Source organism: Phycisphaerae bacterium, from assembly GCA_019636475.1.
Taxonomy (GTDB): Bacteria; Planctomycetota; Phycisphaerae; order UBA1845; family UTPLA1; genus JADJRI01.
Genome location: JAHBXN010000002.1, coordinates 109,902 through 127,385 on the forward strand (window position 1 = coordinate 109,902; position 17,484 = coordinate 127,385).

Genomic DNA, 17,484 nt, shown 5'->3' on the forward strand with positions numbered 1-17,484 from the left:
ATTCCAATCTGATCGTGCCCCTGGGCCGGTCCGCGGCTGCCGATATTAGCGTAACGGAAGCGGCCCGGATCGGTCGCTCCGCGCGCGGGAATAAGCCAATGTGCGGAATCGCAGGCATCGTCTCTCAAACGCCCCTCGACCCCAGCCATCGGATGATTCTGCGCGAGATGTCCCGTCGTCTCGAACATCGCGGCCCCGACGGCAGCGGTGAGTACGTCGACGACCGCGCCCTGCTCGCTCATCGGCGACTCTCAATCATCGACATCGAAACCGGGCGTCAACCGATCCCGAATGAAGACGGAACCATTCATACCGTCGTCAACGGAGAGTTTTACAACTTCCTCGAACTGCGGGAGTCCCTTATCCAGCGCGGCCACACGTTCCGCACGACCGGCGATTCCGAGTGCATCGTTCATCTTTACGAGGAGTTCGGCGAACGCTGCGTCGAACATCTGAACGGGATGTTTGCGTTCGCGATCTGGGACGCACAGCGTCGCAAGCTGTTGCTCGGACGCGATCGGCTGGGCGTCAAACCGCTTTACTACGCGGTCGTAGGCGATCTCATCGGTTTCGCATCGGAGCTCAAGTCCTTACTGGCGCTGCCGGAAATTGATCGCAGCATCGACATGGCCGCGCTGTATGACTATCTCGTTTTTGACTTTGTCCCCTCGCCACGGACGATTCTCTCCAACATCCGTAAGCTGCCCCCTGCTTCGATGCTCGTGCTCGAGAACGGCCGGGCGGCCATATCATCCTACTGGGATTTGCATGCAGGTTCACCGCATGCCGGCGACGCCGATGACATCGCCTGCGGATTGTGGGACGAATTAAAGCGTGCGACGCGCAGCCGTCTCGTGGCTGATGTACCCGTCGGCGCGCTGCTCAGCGGCGGCATCGACTCCGGCGCGGTGGCCGGCGCGATGGGACAGTTGTCTCGTGATCGCATCGTCACCGTCACCAGCGGATTCGAAGAAGCTGGATTCGACGAACGCCGGGCCGCCCGCGACTCGGCTGAGCAGATCGGCACGCGTCACTTCGATCATCTCGTGCAAGCCGACGCCGCGGGAATGATCGACCGGCTCGCATGGCATTTTGATGAACCCTTCGCGGACCCATCGGCGATTCCGATGTTTCTTCTTTCGCAGGCCGCGCGCCGGCACGTCACGGTCGCGCTGTCCGGTGATGGCGGCGATGAGGTCCTGGCAGGCTATCGCAGATACCGCTATGACCTGTACGAGGAAGCGATTCGGCGTCGCATTCCCGGCGCGCTGCGACGCGCGATATTCGGCACACTCTCCGCCGTATATCCCAGGTCATCGCGATTGCCACGCTTCCTCCGAGCCGGGGCGACCTTGCGGAATCTTGCGACCGACGGCATCTCGGCGCACGGCGAGTCCATTGCGGGGCTCTCGCCGCAGGCGGCCCGCGCATTGCTCAACCGGGACGCCGCCGCGTCCATTCGCGATCATGATCCGTTTGATCGGCTTCGGCTGCTCGCCCGCCGCTGCGACGCGGACAGCCATCTCGCTAAATGCCAGTATATTGACATCAAGCTGGGCCTCGCAGACGGCATACTGACCAAGGTGGATCGCGCCAGCATGGCGCACGGTCTCGAAGTCCGATCGCCGATGCTGGATTATCGCTTTGTCGAATTCGCCTGGCGGATCCCACCGGCGATGCGAATTCGCGGGCGAGTCGGCAAGGCGCTTCTGCGGCGCGCCGTTACCCGCGAACTCGGTTCGTCAATCGCATGTCGTCCGAAGGCGGGATTCGATGTGCCGCTTGACGCTTGGATCCGCGGACCGCTTCGCGATCGAGTCGAGTCGAAGCTGCTCGATTCGAATTCGGCCGTCCACCAGTGGATCGCGCCCGGCGCGATTCGCTCCGTATGGAAACGACACATGGCCGGCGCAGCGAATCTGGGACCACTCATGTGGAAGCTGCTCATGCTCGATGCATGGACGCGCATCCATTCAGGCACGGCGATGACGCATCCCGCGACCACCGCGAGCAACCGTCCGAAGCCACCAGAGCGAGGCAGGTTGTCACAAAGTCGAGTCGTGCTTCTTCCGATGGGAGACTCGTGTGGACCGACGGGCGAGGATTCATTGTGAGCCCCCTGCTGGTGAGAAAGCTGCTGCTGCCCGCGCACGAGCTATTGCTCGGCCGTCGCACGTTGCGCTATCTCAGGGAACTGGAGGCATCGCAGCGGCTTCCGATCGACCGATTGCGAACGATCCAGGTTGAAAAGCTGCGCGCCCTTCTGACCCACGCCGCCAGAAACTGTCCGTACTATCGCGACGCGATCCATGCCGCCGGCGTTCAACCACAGAATGCGACGCTCCACGATCTCACTCGGCTTCCCACGCTGACCAAAAACGATATCCGCCGACACGCGCAGCGCCTGCTGGAATCGCCCCGGCGTCGCCGCCTTGCGCCCTACTGCACGGGCGGCTCTTCAGGCGATCCGCTGCAATTCTGGATTGATCGAGACCGGCAAGCCGCCGATCAGGCGGCACGGGCCAGATCGCGCCGCTGGTTCGGCATCGATCTGGGCGAGCGCGAGGCCTATCTGTGGGGCGCGCCGGTCGAACTGGCCGCCCAGGACCGACTCAAACGCGTGCGCGATCGGCTGACGAATCAGTTGCTGCTGGATGCCTTTCGTATGACACTCGACGGCATGACGGACTACCTGCGGCGCATCCGGCGATTCGATCCGGTTCACCTGTTCGGCTATCCGAGCAGCCTGGCCCGGCTGGCGCGACATGCATGCGACGCCGGCTGGCGCCTTCAGACCCCCTCGCTCAAGGCCGTCTTTGTCACCGGTGAACTCCTGTTGCCGGAGGACCGCGCGGCGATCGAGGCGGCCGCCCAGGTGCCCGTGGCGGACGGCTACGGATCGCGCGAGGCGGGCTTCATTGCGCATCAATGCCGGGCCGGCCGGTATCATGTCACGATGGAGAGCCTGATTGTCGAATTGCTCGGCGACGATCTGAATCCGGTGTCTGACGGACAATCGGGGGAAGTCACGATCACCCACCTTGATGCGCTCGGCATGCCGTTCATCCGCTATCGCACGGGCGATTTCGCACGACGGGCATCGGGAGCTTGTCCCTGCGGCCGCGAGCTGGAGTCCCTTGAGCGAATTGAGGGGCGCCGCACCGACATGCTCCGGACGGCGGACGGCGGCTACGCACACGCCCTGTCAGTCATCTATGCCCTGCGAGACGTGCCGGCGATACGGCACTTCCGAGTGGAACAGCGCGAAAATCTCGATCTCGCAGTGCAGATCATCGCGGACGATTCACTCGACGAAGCGCGGCGCGCCCTGGTGACACGCCACCTTCGAAACCGAATCGGGGAAGGGCCGAGAATCGAACTGCGGGTCGTGGACGAGATTCCGCAATTGCCTTCAGGCAAGCACCGATGCGTCGTCTCGGCGGCGGCTGAATAGGCTGGCGGACCGCAATCGAACCATTCGTGCAGCGTGGCGGTCGTTAGTCGCCGTCTTCGTCATTGCGGGCGACTGCCGGCTCTCCGCCGGCCGGGGCATTCGAATCAACCTCGTCCGAGGTGCGGCGAGTCTGGTCCTTGGGCTTGAGGCCGGGCGAATTGTATGGCTCGGGGCGCTCCAATCCGGGAACGCGATATCGATCGAAGAGCGGCGGATAGGCGGGAACGTAGTCTTTCCACGGACTGATCTCGCGTGCCGCGTCTGCGACATCATTGCGGGCAATGTCCCAGACCACATCGCGCACGAATCGGCGGAACTCCTGCTCGCTCCGAAAGTCAGCCTCGGTGATAGCCCGATCGCACGTTGCATCCTCCTTGAGCCGATCCACCACCTCGGGCGGCAGGATCACCGGGGTTCGGATCGTCGCAACCGCCGCCTGTGTGCGGGTGTTCCAGATCACGCCGACATACTCCGCGTCCGCATCGGATTCCTCCTCGCGAGCATAAATCAGGCACAGACCGCAGTCTCGCGCCAAGGCGACGCGCAGGATGTCACCGCGCGTGCATCCTCGCGGATCCAATCCAGGCTTGCCAAGAAAAACGACCTCGCGAATCGCCGGAAGCTCATCAAACAATTGATTCCAGTAGATCGCGTGCTGCGACGGCAATGGCAGCACCGCCAGCGTTCGATGACCATCTGCACCAAGCCGTGCTTCGATGCGGACGACGCAGATGCCGGAGGGGAGTTGACCCTGGCTCACTTCAGCCAGCAGTGAATGCGCGCCGGCGCGGGTGAACAGTTCCGTGGAAATGCCCAGATCATCCGCCAGCACGGGCACCACCTGATCGCCGGACTGAACCTGGTACTTCGGCGCAGTCTCATTCCGAGAGCAGCCGGCGCCGCTGGCGACGAGGAACAGAATAATCAGCAACGGTACACTGCGGTTACTGCGGCGCTGTCTCCCGATTCCTATTATCCGGTTATTTGCTGCAACTGCATTCACCTTGCTGCTCCTCTGCACGAGAACGGGGGCCGGAAATCCCGGCATCGGTCCTTCGTCGTCTCAGCATTTATCGGAGGATGAGGCACGGGAATGAAGTTCACCGGCGTTCCAATCCAGGCCTGGCCGGGCGTTGACACCTGCACAATTTGCGCGGCCTCTTCACGACGCGAGAGGTCGTGAAAGCGGATTGATGCAATTCATGCGCGTCGTTTCGGTCACATTTGCGAACTCACGTCTAATATCGACACGACCGATACCAAGATACGTCCGTCCTGGAAGGTGTGGAATGTCCGGAATCACGACAAATTCGCTTCTTACGTTTGAAGCCGCATCGCCGCAGACACTGGCCGAGGTCGTGCGACCTCTCGCCACCGCGACCAAGCCCGAGGCGCCCCATGTCCGGCATTCGATCTTCGGCGGATTCCTCCTTCACCTTCCTCGTGCTGTCTGGATGGTCTTTGACATTCTCATCGTCTGCAGCGGAACCCTGCTGGGCCACGATTTGTTCGTCTGGTGGCGACCGATCACTGAATCGCTCGGCAGCTATCATCTCTGGTTTGCCAGCGCCATCCTCGCCACGGCCGTGGTCCTTTCGGGCAGCATGTTCGGGCTTTACGAGCCGGCCACGCTCTGGTCGCGATCGCGTATTGTCGCGCGGTGCCTTCTCACGGTTTCCATCGCCATGGCGACAACCTGGCTCGTCATGCACCTATTCATGTATTCCCCGCTGAGCCGCCGAGCCGCGGCCTGTGGCATCGTGATCTTCCTTTTCACCGCTTCGCTCATTCGCCTTCTGGCCCACCACACCGTTCGCGACGTGCGCCGCGGATTGCTCGTCATCGGGCAGGGCCCGCTCACGGGCAAAATCGTGCGTTCGGTCCGTCGAGGCTCGGTACCGGGGTATCGGTTGGTGGGAGTCGTCGCGGCAGAAGGTCGTACCCGCGACGACATCGGCGAGAGCGACATTCCGCTCGTGGGTAGTACCTCGAGCGTGGAAGCAATCTGCCGCCGACACGATGTGACCGAAGTCGTCGTCGCCGACGGCGCGATGCAAGTGCCCTCGGATGTTCGCGCGGCGCTCGAGTGTCTGAGGCTCGGCTGCCGCGTCACCGACGAAACGACATTCTATGAATCGATGTACCAGGAAGTGCCTGTCTCGCACATCAGCCCGACGTGGTTCCTGGCCGCCGATCTCAAAGGCCAGCGGCAGGAGCACGCCGTCGGCAAGCGCGTCTTCGACCTGATTGTCGCCGGCCTCGGCCTCATCGTGGCGGCACCGCTTTTTCCGCTCATTGCGCTTGCGATTCGCCTTTCAGATCGCGGGCCTGCGTTCTACTCGCAAACCCGCGTCGGCCAAGGCGGAAGGGTCTTCACGCTCTACAAATTCCGAACGATGCGAAGCGACGCGGAATCGGCCGGATCGAAATGGGCGCAATCCAATGACCCGCGCGTGACATCGCTTGGACGCTGGCTGCGGGCTCTGCGGATTGACGAACTGCCGCAGCTCTGGAACATTCTCCGCGGCGATATGTCGGTCGTCGGGCCGCGACCGGAGCGACCGGAATTTGTCACGCCGCTGTCAGCGCTGATTCCGTTCTATGATCAGCGGCATCTCATCAAGCCGGGCCTCACCGGCTGGGCACAGATCAATCTGGGATATGGTGCGACAATCGCCGACGCCCGTCGCAAGCTGCAACTCGATCTCTACTACATCAAGCATACCTCAATCGAACTCGATCTTATCATCCTGCTTCGGACCTTCGGGACCTTCTTCCTCGGTTCGCGATAAGCCTTTCCGAGTAGTCGATCATTCCCACGGCGATTGCGGTGGTGACGGCTGGCCATGCCGCCAGCTCTCCCAGCAGCGCCGATACCATTCCATTTCGCTGATCGTCACTGTTACGGAATCGACCATCACAAAGGCAGGCCGCTGCCGTGTCGGTTCCTCCGCGAGCCCCGATGCCGCCTGCAATGCGTTGAACACGCACTCATAGAAATCGAACGTCACGATGGCCTGAATCTCGCCGCTGCTCACGCGGTCCATGTATTTCGGATTTCCATTGCACAATACCATCCGGCAACCCAGCGGCAGCAATCGCTCCTTCGCCGACGTCGCCCGGAGCGGCCAGTCATCAAAGAGAACCCAGCATCCGATTCGCGGATAGCTCCGCGCATCTCGGCGGACAATCTCCACCGCATCGAAAATGTTTCCGCCGCACTCCACTTCCTTGACGATCTCGATCGGTCCATACAACGGAATTTCTTCGCGAAAAGAGTGACTACGAACGCGATAGGCGGTGTTCGATTCCGTCGATGTCAATGTCATGACCGTCTGAGGACGGCCGGACAACGCGACCGCACATGCTTCCGCCGCCTTCCTGCCGATTTCGGTTTCCGACGGCCCGCAATAGACCGAGCGACCGGACTCCGGCACATCACGGGCGATCGTCACAACGCGGCAACCGCCGGTCGCCAGTCGATTGACACTGGCTCGCACAGACGGCGGATCGGTTGGGATCAGACACGCCACGCTCGCGCCGCGCCTCGGCAGCGAATCCAGCAGCGCCTGCTGTTCCTGCGGAGAGGAAGATTTCGGGGCGACCGCGATGAATTCGACGCGCCGGCTGTTCTCATGGAATTGTCCCGCAAGTGCCTTCAGAACGGGCCAGGAGGGCTCGGCTTCGGATTCACCGACGATAAAGACGCGCAGCGACCGTTGGGACGATTCGCCGCTTCGGCCTGATTGCTCATCGCATCCGATGATCCAGACGCTGATCCCGATACAGAATATCGCGGCTCGCCACCGCACCCGCGCCCCGGCCGGCGCTCCACGGAGGAACAGGGGTTGTCTCATCGGCAACATCCGCTACCCCCGGGATTTTGGCGACAAGCGTCGCAGGAGGCCCGTCGCCAGTCCAAGCAGCAAACCGATTGCCGCTCCCCCCAGATCAGCCAGCCAGTCGCCCCATTCGCACGAACGCCCGACCCAAGGCTGCGTCAGTTCATCCACGGCTGCATAAGCCGCCAGCCCCACAAGAACGGCCGCCATGATCGCAATTCGACTTCGATCGGATTTGCCGAATCGCCAGCATGTGGCCATCGCGAGCATCGCGTAGCCGATCAGGTGCTCAACCTTGTCGTTCAGCCAGCCGGCGCTCGGGAGTTTCGAAGGCGGCAGATGCGTCACCACAAAGGCGGCGACAAAACAGGCGAGCCAGATGGCGGTCCGAATTAAGCGCGGTGCGAAGCCCATGTGGCTCAGTTCGACGAGGCGACAGCGGCCGTCACCGCCGCCGAGGCGATCGAACCGCCGCACGCCGAATGATTAGCGTCCGTCGCAGCGGCTCGCTTTTCTCCGCCGGGTGGAATGCGAACCGGAGCGAGCCGATTCGCGACCAGTTCGGAATTCACTTCACCTGCTCCGACTGACTTGGACGCTGCATCGCCATCTGATTCCGGTCCCACACCGACTCCAGATGCAGGAGCGGCCTTGTTTCTGCGGGATTCCTTATGCTGCGCGGATGGCTTGCCGTTCGCCGGCGCGATCTCGACCGTGCCGGCAACATGCATCGACGCCGACTGCGGAACGGAGTCAGTGTCATCACAATGACTCGACCCTGCAACCGCTGCCGCAGCCTCGTCATCGGACTCGCCAGGGCTGTCGGCATTCGAGGCCTCGCTCCCGGCCGCCTTCGCCGGAGCCGGCGCGGGCAACCGCCCTTCCAAAAGTGAGAGAAGTTCATCGGCGAGTGCGAGATAGTCCATCGCTCCGTTGCTTCGGGCGGCATACTCGAAAATAGACTGGCCGTAACTCGGGCATTCCGCCAGTTTCACGTTTCGGCGAATCACCGTCGAAAAGATCCGCGCATCACGCCACGGCACGGGTGAACCGCGCGATTGATCCAGAAATGCGGACAGATCGTCCACGACCTCCGCCGAAAGCCGCGTGCCGGCGTCATACAGGCACATCACCATTCCCGCGACACTCAACGTGCGATTCAAGCGTTGATTCACCAGCGAGATCGTCTCGAACAGTTTGCCCGCGCCTTGCAATGCCAGGAAATGTGGCTGAACGGGTATCAGCACGCGCGTGGCCGCACTCAGGGCGTTCAACGACAGCACGCCGAGCGACGGTGGGCAGTCGATCATCACGATATCAAACGGCCGTTCCTTCGCGACGAGCAGATCGCGCAGTATCACCTCGCGACCGACAACCGACACGAGTTCGACTTCAGCCGCGGCCAAATCGACATTGGCCGGCACGATTGAAATCGTCGGCGAGTACGGATGAATGGCTTCATCGAGCGGCAGGTCCTTGGTGAGAACATCATAAATGCCGCGACCGTCGGTTTCGCCGTCGAGGCCGAAATGCGTGGTGAGATGGCCCTGAGGATCAAGATCAATCAGCAACATGCGTTTGCCGCGCTGAGCCAGCCCGGCACCAAGATTGACCGCGGTCGAAGTCTTACCGACGCCGCCTTTCTGATTGATGATGGCGATACATTCCATTGCTCGAACTCGCATCCATGCCAAGGGTGACGGGCACTGCCAACGTGTACCCGAATAGTTTAACCGACGCGCCGCGGCCCGTCAGCCGGAAATGCCAAACCCCTCGCAACCGAAAGGAATCCGCCTTCCGAACGAAAAAAAACGGTCGGCCCACGCAAACCGTGAGCCGGCCGGACCGATTAAGGCTGGAGTCGCTCCAGTCAAGTTCGTATTCGTTCAATTTCGGGCCAAACGGCCGACGTGGCAGGTCAGCGCCGGATATGGCGGCGGCGACGACGTGTCAACGCCGAAATGCCGAACGCCCCCACCATCGCGCACGCGTTGCTCACGGCGAATCCTGTTCCGCAAAATCCAGCAGCCGGCAACCCGCCGACTCCGTCATAACAGTCCGGGTCGGCCAACGGGCAGAATGTGTCGCATTCACCATCGCCATACCAGCCGTTCTGAGTGCAGATGTCACCTTGACCTCCGCCACCGCCTCCGCCTCCGCCTCCGCCTCCGCCACCGCCGCCTCGAATGAACGTGCGGTCATAGGTCGCGTTATCCCTGGCGATGTAGTTGCCGCCGCTGTACTCGCCCACCACGAGTTGTATCTCATAGATCCCGTTCGGCACATTCGTACTGACGCTGATGGCCATGCCAGTAAATGTGAGGCAGTATCCGCCGTTAATTGTATCTGACACGCTCCTTGACCCGATCGAGTAATACGAGTTGCCCTGCGTCAAGCGCAATTCATAAAGCAGCGAGCCGGAGTGACCACCATTCTCGTTATTGCACACACGCGATGTCACATACCACGTACTCGCGTTGGGATCGAACGAGATGGTCGTCTCTTCGATCGACAGATTCGTCGCGAACGTCTGGGTCGAGCTTGCCAGCAGCAGGACGGCACCCGCCAGTAAAGGCCTCGAAATTCCGAAAGGACGATCAAGGATTCTCAGTTTCATGGCCATTTCCTCATTTAAGATTTTCGTGGGAACGTCTCGTTAAGGCCCATACTGCCCGGTCCCACCTTCAAGGTAAGCCGAGAAACGCGCCGGCCATTGCGCAAAAAACCAAGAATGTCACCAGGTTCCTTCCAGATCCCGTCCTGAGCGATCGCCGCTCAACCGATGCGCCGAACCGCGACCTTGTTGTTCGAATGGCTCACGACAAAGTCGCCGTCCCGCTTTGACGCGGCCGGTCACTCGGCGATAATGCGGCGCGGCTCGCAGCATCCCAGTCACGCGATGTGGCAGAATCACGGCCGCACCCCGCCGAAACGGAGTTCGCCCCATGTCCTTCAAACGCGCTGTTCGACTTGACCAGCTTCCGCCCTATCTCTTCATTGAAATCGACCGGAAGAAACGCGCTGCCATCGAAGCAGGCAAGGACGTGATCAGCTTCGGCGTCGGCGATCCCGATTGCCCCACGCCGGATTTCATTGTCGATAGCATGGCGACGGCCATTCGCATACCGGCGCACCACCAGTATCCTCTCGGCAGCGGCTCGGCCGAATTTCGAGCCGCCGCAACCGCATTCATGAAGAACCGCTTCGGCGTCAGCGTCGATCCGGCGACGGAAGTGCTCGCCCTCATCGGCACGAAAGAGGGCATCGGCCATCTGCCGCTGGCGGTACTGAATCCCGGCGACGTCGCGCTCGTGCCCTCGCCCGGATATCCGGTCTATGAGAGCGGCACGATCTTCGCAGGCGGCGTACCCTACGACCTGCCGCTTCGCGCGGACCGCGGCTTCCTCCCCGATCTTGAAGCCATCCCCACTGAGGTGTTCGCCAGAACGCGGCTGATGTTCATCAATTACCCCAACAATCCCACCGGCGCCATCTGCGACCTGGAATTCCTGGAACGAACCGTTGCCCTGGCGCGCAGGCACAATTTCGTCATCTGTGCCGATGCCGCCTACACCGAAACCTATTTTGACGATCGTGATCGGCCGCACTCGATCCTGGAAGTTCCCGGAGCAAAGGATGTCGCCATTGAAATGCACTCCCTGTCCAAGACCTTCAATATGACCGGATGGCGCATCGGTTTCGCGGTCGGTCATCCCGGCGTCCTGGAGGCGCTGGCAAAGATCAAAGGCAACGTCGATTCCGGTGTGTTCACGGCGGTACAGGATGCCGCAATCACGGCACTCCACGGCGTGAACCGGCCGGAGATCGTCCGCATTCGCGAAATGTACCGCGCGCGGCGCGACGCACTGGTCCCCCACCTCCGCGAGATCGGATTCGAGGTCGATCAGCCGCGTGCCACGTTCTATGTCTGGGCAAGGTGCCCCCGAGGACACGAGGATTCCATGCGGTGTGCAACCAAGATTCTTGACGAAGCCGCCGTCGTCGCCATTCCCGGCGTTGGCTTCGGAAAGCACGGCGAGGGTTTCGTCCGATTTGCATTGACGGTCGAAGTCGATCGAATTCGAGAGGCCACCGGCCGACTCGCGGAGTTGAAGTGGTGAATTCCAGCAGAAAGCCCGATAGCAAGGACAATGCCGCCCCGGTGCAGGACGCCTTCATCGGCCTTGGCGCCAATCTTGGGCGACGAAAGAAGAATATCGCGTCCGCGCTCGGAGCGCTCGAGAGCACACGGGAAATTGAAATCGTGGCCGTTTCTCCGCTCTACGAAACGCCGGCGGAGGGCGGTCCCGAATCGCAGCCTGCATTCATCAATGGTGTTGCCCGTATCCGCACTTCATTGAGCCCGGAGCGACTTCTCGCGGTCTGTCAGCGAATCGAAGCGCTGCTTGGCCGAACGCGAGACGTCCACTGGGGCCCGCGCACGATCGATCTGGATCTGCTCGCCTACGGGGATGTCATTGCCTCCGAGCCTGAATTGACGCTCCCCCACCCGATGATGCACGAAAGGGCGTTCGTGATGCAGCCATTCGCCGACATCGCCCCGGATTGGATTCACCCAATCCTCCAGCAGTCGGCGGAATCGCTGCTGGAATCTCTCGGTCGGAGAGATTGGGTCCACGAATCGGACGAGTGATCCGCCGATCACCCCCCTCTCTGCGGAAGACTCTCCAATTTCCACGCCGCGATGCCGGCCGCTTTGTTCAAGCATATACTCTGCCATTCGCATTGACGATTCCTGGTGAACCCTCTGTTTGCGTCGACAAATCCATGAAACCGACCCGATATATCACGACGGCCATCACATGTTTCATCATTCAAGCGGCTGCCGCCTGCGGCCCGTTCTACGACATCCTCACGAAGCCCCCGCCGGATCAGGGCGTGTCGCTGCCCATCAAGTCAGATCTCTTTCTCGGCGTTGAAGGCGCCATCAACGGCAAGCCGGCAAATATCCTGCTTGATACCGGAACTGTCTTGTTCAGTCTCGTTCCGCCGTCGGCCATTGAAGAATTCGGACTGACGCCGGCCGGAGACAACCCCTACGCCGCGGAGGAACTGGACGGGGTCGGCGTGTGCGGTTCGGTCGGCGCCGACGCCTCGCTTAGCGCAAAACTCTATACCGCGGCGCGGATGGAAATTGGCGGCGTGGTCGTCGAAAATGCCGCATTCGTCGTCCTGGAAGAGGAGAATTTCAACACCTTCGACGCCGTTCGAGTGGATTGCATCATGAACGGCTCGCTGCTGGCCCAAGTCGATTGGAGAATCGACCAGTATGGCAGACGTCTCACGCTCTTCCCTGCCCATTCGCTCCAGCGCCCCGGCGAACCAGCCGAACTCAACCTGCTCGGCCCGCTACCGCCTCTTTTTCTTCTGCTGCAAGGGGCACCCAAGATTGGCGGAATTTCTACTCGGCTCAAGTACGCCGACACCAGCGCCGAGCCAGTCGAAACACTCATGGACACCGGCGGAGGCATCGAACTGGCGATCGGCGAAAATGTTCTCGCCAACACAGGCTGGAATATCGACGAGTTGCCCAACATCAAGGCCGGACTGTTTGCCGCTGGCGGCAGCTGCGCGGCCACACGATTCCGTGCACCGCTCATCGGCCTGGCTGAGCAGACTTACCAGAACGTGCAGACCGTAACCCTACCAGCCGCCGATGTCGGCCTCATCGGATGGCGATTCTTCGCGAACCACGAGGAGGTCAATGTCTCCCCGAAGGCCGGTTGGATCGAATTCAGGAAAGGCTCTGATACCGATGGGTACTTCGCCGCGCCGCTAATGACCTTCGGCGTGGAGCTATCGGTCAAGAGCGACAACACCTATCGCATCGCAAAAGTCTCGGCCGGGTCTGATGCCGAAGCGGCGGGCGTCCGGATCGGCGACATCGTTCGCGCCGTGAACGGGGTGAGCGTCGACACGCTGGAAGGCAAGTCACTCCTTTTCGGCCCGCGTGTGATGCGCGATGGCGTCGTCACCTACACACTCGAAGACGATCAGGGCGGCATCCGCGACATTGAGCTTACCGGCACGCCCGTGCTCTGATGCCCAACGGAGGCGCACAGGGCATACCGCTCCGCCAAGGTTCTGTACCCAGCGCCGCGCCGTCCGGAATAGGCCGGGCGACCACCACGCCACCCCCGAAACGACCATATTGCCAATCAATGCCCAGGCCGGACCGGTCCCACCGCCGAAGACTCGACGCGACCGGCGATGCGCACCCCCTTGGCCTCCAGTTCGCGAATCATGCGGTCGAGCATGCCCGGCTCAGCGCCGATCTTCTCCGGCGGGAAGACGCCGGCCTTGGAAAACTCTCCTTGCATGATCATGCGTGCCATGATCGTATTCGGAAATCCCGTGGTACGGGCCATCGAGTGAATTCCGGTCTGCGCGTCGTACTCATCGAACAAATCGTACTGATACCGCGCGTGTCGACCGTCGCTCGGGCCGCTCACCAGAACGCGCAGAATCGTGAACTCCTCCTCGCGCGGCTCGAGCCGCCATTTCTCGAACAGCAGTTTTGACATGACGTCCAGCGGTCGCACCGCACGGCCGCGCACATCGATCTCATCCTTGCGGAAGAACCCCGTTTCACGAAAAACGCGCATCAATTCGCAATGCCCCGGGTAACGCAGCGTTTTTTCCTTCATGTTCCGCGCTTTCACGGTGTGCAGCAGCGTCCGCAACCCGTCGGTATTGAAGGCCTCAAGTGTTCCGATTCGCGGAAAATCCATGAGCTCGGGTTCCGACAGCGCCGGTTTCACGACGACGCGCCCGTCCTCAACCATCCGGGCGGGCCGCGTGTATTCCTCGATCACATCCGACGGCGCGAACGGCGCCTTGTACTCATAAGGCCAGCTCCGCGTTCGAGGCAGTCCGCCGACATAGTACGCCACGTCGTGCGTTTCATTGAGCTGACTCGCGCAGTGACCGATCACCATATTGGCCAGGCCGGGAGCCACACCACAGTCAAAGATGACCGTCACGCCGCGCTCTTTTGCCAGCGCGTCCAGTTCTGTCGGGTCTTCGATCATGAAGGAAATGTCGCACAGCGGTTTGCCACACTCGATCGCGGTGCGCAGCGTCTGAAACCCGAGCGTACTGGGCATTGCGCCGATGACGATATCGAACGGCTCAAGGATTCGGCGGAGATTCTCCACGCCGCTCAAATCGGCGCGGACCGTGCGCAGGTTGGCCACGCCACCGACGCGCGACAGGTTGATTTCGCTGACATCGGCAACCGTGGTGTCGAAGTTCGCGTCAGCAGCGAGATCGCGGGCCATCGCTGAACCCACCAATCCGCATCCCAGCACGATGGCCTTCTTTTTCATGGAGAATCCTCTATCACAAAGGCGCCTGGTCCATTGCTCGCCCGCGGCCGAGCTTCCTGCGGCGGTGACTTCGCGGCAACTGCCGGATATAGTAACCCCCGGTTCACCGCGGGCCAGCACGTATGGCCGCACCGCACGCGGTACCCGGCACTCGAGTTGCCAGACCCTCATGAACCTTGAAATCGCCGTCTATCTCATCGTATTAATCCTCTGGCTGATCGCCGTCGCCCAGGGTGCCATCTCCATCGTCGAGGGCGTTCGTTTTCACCGTTACTTCCGGGATGCAATCGACGATGCACGCAGCCTCTTCGACGCCAACGGCGACTTCAGGTATCAGCCGCCCGCGACGATCATCATGCCATGTAAAGGAGTGGACGAGAAACTGCACCACACCGTCGAGCTGCTCGCGCGCCAGCACTACCGCGATTATGAGTTGCTCTTCGCTTTTGAGTCGGAATCGGATCCGGCCTACGCGGCCGTGAAAAACTGGACCGCGAACTGGGACCGCCCGTACAAGCTCATCGTCGCGGGCCTCGCATCCAGACGATCCCAGAAAATACACAATCTGCTCGCAGCGATGGAATGCGTCGGCGCAGAACGCGACGTGATCGTATTCGTCGATTCGGATGCGGAGCCGGACGTTGACTGGCTCGGCTTTCTTGTCGCCCCGCTGCAGAACGACCGCGTCGGTGCAGCCACGGGCTATCGCTGGTACAGTGCTGCCGGCGGCATGGCATCCGGAATGCGCTGTCTCTGGAACGCAGCCACCACCGTCTCACTTCACGACGAGCGCCGCGCATTCTGCTGGGGCGGATCCACCGCCATCCGCCGGGAACGCTTCTACTCGATCGGAATGCCGCAATACTGGGACACGGCCCTCTCTGACGATCTGCAGATGACCCGAGCGATACGGGCCGCCGGCCTGCTGATCCACTTCGTCCCGCAGGCGCTGGTCACCAGCAGTGATGCCACCACGCTCGGCAATTTCATCGCATTCGCCCGACGACAGCTCATCATCGTGCGCGTCGGAACACCCCATCACTGGCGCTGGGCCCTGTCATTTGTTGTCATATTCGTCGTCGGCGGCGCCGCCTGTCTCGCCGTGGCCATCGCCGCGATGGCCGGCTGGACCTCGTCAACGACGATCGGCTGGATCGCCTTTGCTGCCGCAATCTCGCTGGCCTTGCTCGGCGTCGCGCGCGCCTTCATGCGGCAGATCAGCATGAAACTGGTGCTCCGTGAACGGCTGACCCGCGCCGATTTCTGGTGGGACGTCCTTGGAACCCTCACGATTGCCGGCTCATTGCACCTGCAATTGCTGCTCATGTCCGCGATTTCGCGCCGTTTCGTCTGGCGGAACATCGAATACGAAATGATGACCCCGGACGATACCCGTGTCGTTCGGCGCCTCGTGTGAAAAAACACGCGACCGCTGACCGCGCAGGAATTGCGCGATCGCTTGTCAGTACGGCCACCTTGTTCTACAGTCCATTGGTCGGTCGATAATTCCATAACCTCTTTCATTCACGGAAGCAGCGGAAATGAGCACTGAAATCGTCCATGTCCAGGGTCGCGAAGTTCTCGACTCACGGGGAAACCCAACCATCGAGGCAATCGTCGTTCTGGAAGACGGCTCCGTCGGAGAAGCCATCGTCCCCAGCGGCGCATCCACCGGCGAACACGAAGCCGTCGAACTACGTGACGGCGACAAAAAGCGCTACGGCGGAAAGGGCGTCCTCAAAGCCGTTGACAATGTAAACAAAGCCATCGCCGAATGCGTGATCGGCATGGATGCCACCGATCAGGAAGAGATCGACGCCGCACTGATCGCCCTGGACGGCACACCCAACAAAGGCAAGCTCGGCGCCAATGCCATTCTCGCAGTCTCAATGGCCACCACCCGCGCCGCCTCCGAGGCGGTCGGTCTGCCGCTTTTTCGCTACATCGGCGGTTGCCACGCAAACACCCTCCCCGTGCCGATGATGAACATTCTCAACGGTGGAAAGCACGCTGACAGCACCGTGGACTTCCAGGAGTTCATGATTCAGCCCTGGGCGGCTCCGAATTTTCGAGAAGCACTCCGTTGGGGCGCCGAGATCTTTCAATCTCTGAAAAAAGTGCTCCATGAAAAGGGCTACAACACGAATGTCGGAGACGAAGGCGGCTATGCACCGAATCTGAAGTCCAATGACGAAGCCTTCGAAGTCATCGCCACGGCCGTCGAGAAAGCCGGGTACAAACTCGGTGAGCAGGTCTGGTTTGCACTCGATCCTGCCACATCGGAGATGGCCGCCGAAGCCGGCGCCAAGGATCGATACAAGTTCTACAAAAGCAATCCGAACAAAGTTGTCGCCGCGGACGAATTGATTGAATACTGGGCGGAAAAGTGCCGTCAATGGCCGATTCGGAGCATCGAGGACGCGCTGGCCGAGGACGACTGGGCCGGTTGGGCCAGGCTCACGGCGAAGCTGGGCGATCGGATTCAGCTCGTCGGCGATGATATTTTTGTGACCAATACCGAACGCCTCCGGCGCGGCATCAGGGAAAAATCCGCCAACAGCATTCTCGTCAAGGTGAATCAGATCGGCACGATGACCGAAACACTTGATGCGGTTCACACCGCCATGCGAAGCGGCTGGACCGCCGTCATCAGTCATCGCAGCGGCGAGACCGAGGACACGACGATCGCAGACATCGCCGTCGCAACGAACGCCGGCCAGATCAAGACCGGCAGTCTCTCGCGAACGGATCGACTCGCAAAATACAATCAGCTTCTTCGCATTGAGGAGCATCTCGGCGACGAAGCGCGGTACGGCGGAACGCTGTGGAACCGGTAACT

At 61.3% G+C, this 17,484-nt stretch carries 14 protein-coding genes; 8 read left to right on the forward strand and 6 right to left on the reverse strand.

Annotation, left to right across the window (positions count from 1 at the left end):
* Positions 1-98 precede the first annotated feature (98 nt).
* Both asnB and KF841_03595 read left to right on the forward strand, forming a co-directional pair.
* Positions 99-2,114 carry an asparagine synthase (glutamine-hydrolyzing) gene (gene asnB / locus KF841_03590; GenBank protein MBX3394430.1) on the forward strand — a complete coding sequence of 672 codons (2,016 nt, stop codon included), beginning with the start codon at positions 99-101 and terminating at the stop codon, positions 2,112-2,114.
* The gene (locus KF841_03595) at positions 2,111-3,454 is read left to right on the forward strand and encodes a phenylacetate--CoA ligase family protein (protein ID MBX3394431.1); all 1,344 of its coding nucleotides are present in this window, start codon (positions 2,111-2,113) and stop codon (positions 3,452-3,454) included. The genes asnB and KF841_03595 overlap by 4 nt, the downstream gene beginning before the upstream one ends.
* Positions 3,455-3,497: 43 nt before the next feature.
* Here the strand turns inward: KF841_03595 and KF841_03600 are convergent, their stop codons facing one another.
* On the reverse strand, positions 3,498-4,385 hold the full coding sequence (locus KF841_03600; protein ID MBX3394432.1) for a hypothetical protein: 888 nt from the start codon (positions 4,383-4,385) through the stop codon (positions 3,498-3,500).
* 358 nt (positions 4,386-4,743) lie between these two features.
* Here KF841_03600 and KF841_03605 point away from each other — a divergent pair, with 358 nt between their 5' ends.
* Entirely contained in the window at positions 4,744-6,246 is a 1,503-nt protein-coding gene (locus KF841_03605; protein MBX3394433.1) for a sugar transferase, read from the forward strand.
* An 18-nt stretch (positions 6,247-6,264) separates the two neighbouring features.
* On the opposite strand, the gene KF841_03610 is transcribed toward KF841_03605, so the two are convergent.
* The 4 genes from KF841_03610 to KF841_03625 form a co-directional block, all read right to left on the reverse strand.
* A complete protein-coding gene (locus KF841_03610; protein MBX3394434.1) occupies positions 6,265-7,311 on the reverse strand; it encodes a substrate-binding domain-containing protein in 1,047 nt (348 codons plus the stop codon).
* Positions 7,312-7,323: 12 nt separating this feature from the next.
* On the reverse strand, positions 7,324-7,710 hold the full coding sequence (locus KF841_03615) for a VanZ family protein (GenBank protein ID MBX3394435.1): 387 nt from the start codon (positions 7,708-7,710) through the stop codon (positions 7,324-7,326).
* A 5-nt stretch (positions 7,711-7,715) separates the two neighbouring features.
* Positions 7,716-8,966, reverse strand: a complete 1,251-nt coding sequence (locus KF841_03620; GenBank protein MBX3394436.1) for a ParA family protein — start codon at positions 8,964-8,966, stop codon at positions 7,716-7,718.
* 248 nt (positions 8,967-9,214) lie between these two features.
* Positions 9,215-9,913 (reverse strand): hypothetical protein, encoded by a 699-nt coding sequence (locus KF841_03625; GenBank protein MBX3394437.1) that lies wholly within the window; start codon positions 9,911-9,913, stop codon positions 9,215-9,217.
* Positions 9,914-10,241: 328 nt separating this feature from the next.
* Between KF841_03625 and KF841_03630 the strand changes: the two genes are divergently transcribed.
* The 3 genes from KF841_03630 (at position 10,242) to KF841_03640 (ending at position 13,359) form a co-directional block, all read left to right on the forward strand.
* Entirely contained in the window at positions 10,242-11,417 is a 1,176-nt protein-coding gene (locus tag KF841_03630) for an LL-diaminopimelate aminotransferase (protein ID MBX3394438.1), read from the forward strand.
* Positions 11,418-11,458: 41 nt separating this feature from the next.
* Positions 11,459-11,950: a 2-amino-4-hydroxy-6-hydroxymethyldihydropteridine diphosphokinase gene (folK, locus tag KF841_03635; protein ID MBX3394439.1), complete on the forward strand. Its 492-nt coding sequence runs from the start codon at positions 11,459-11,461 to the stop codon at positions 11,948-11,950.
* A gap of 134 nt (positions 11,951-12,084) precedes the next feature.
* On the forward strand, positions 12,085-13,359 hold the full coding sequence (locus KF841_03640; protein MBX3394440.1) for an aspartyl protease family protein: 1,275 nt from the start codon (positions 12,085-12,087) through the stop codon (positions 13,357-13,359).
* Between the two features lie 116 nt (positions 13,360-13,475).
* Here KF841_03640 and KF841_03645 read toward each other — a convergent pair whose 3' ends face one another.
* Positions 13,476-14,645: a saccharopine dehydrogenase NADP-binding domain-containing protein gene (locus KF841_03645; protein ID MBX3394441.1), complete on the reverse strand. Its 1,170-nt coding sequence runs from the start codon at positions 14,643-14,645 to the stop codon at positions 13,476-13,478.
* A gap of 169 nt (positions 14,646-14,814) precedes the next feature.
* Between KF841_03645 and KF841_03650 the strand changes: the two genes are divergently transcribed.
* Complete coding sequence (locus KF841_03650) at positions 14,815-16,062, forward strand: glycosyltransferase (protein ID MBX3394442.1); 1,248 nt, start codon at positions 14,815-14,817, stop codon at positions 16,060-16,062.
* A 124-nt stretch (positions 16,063-16,186) separates the two neighbouring features.
* Positions 16,187-17,482, forward strand: a complete 1,296-nt coding sequence (gene eno, locus KF841_03655; protein MBX3394443.1) for a phosphopyruvate hydratase — start codon at positions 16,187-16,189, stop codon at positions 17,480-17,482.
* Positions 17,483-17,484: the final 2 nt, after the last annotated feature.

Coding starts and splice junctions, on each gene's coding strand:
- asnB (MBX3394430.1), top strand. CDS start 99: ATGTGCGGAATCGCAGGCATCGTCTCTCAAACGCCCCTCGACCCCAGC.
- KF841_03605 (MBX3394433.1), top strand. CDS start 4,744: ATGTCCGGAATCACGACAAATTCGCTTCTTACGTTTGAAGCCGCATCG.
- KF841_03610 (MBX3394434.1), bottom strand. CDS start 7,311: ATGAGACAACCCCTGTTCCTCCGTGGAGCGCCGGCCGGGGCGCGGGTG.
- KF841_03615 (MBX3394435.1), bottom strand. CDS start 7,710: ATGGGCTTCGCACCGCGCTTAATTCGGACCGCCATCTGGCTCGCCTGT.
- KF841_03620 (MBX3394436.1), bottom strand. CDS start 8,966: ATGGAATGTATCGCCATCATCAATCAGAAAGGCGGCGTCGGTAAGACT.
- KF841_03625 (MBX3394437.1), bottom strand. CDS start 9,913: ATGAAACTGAGAATCCTTGATCGTCCTTTCGGAATTTCGAGGCCTTTA.
- KF841_03630 (MBX3394438.1), top strand. CDS start 10,242: ATGTCCTTCAAACGCGCTGTTCGACTTGACCAGCTTCCGCCCTATCTC.
- KF841_03640 (MBX3394440.1), top strand. CDS start 12,085: ATGAAACCGACCCGATATATCACGACGGCCATCACATGTTTCATCATT.
- KF841_03645 (MBX3394441.1), bottom strand. CDS start 14,645: ATGAAAAAGAAGGCCATCGTGCTGGGATGCGGATTGGTGGGTTCAGCG.
- KF841_03650 (MBX3394442.1), top strand. CDS start 14,815: ATGAACCTTGAAATCGCCGTCTATCTCATCGTATTAATCCTCTGGCTG.
- eno (MBX3394443.1), top strand. CDS start 16,187: ATGAGCACTGAAATCGTCCATGTCCAGGGTCGCGAAGTTCTCGACTCA.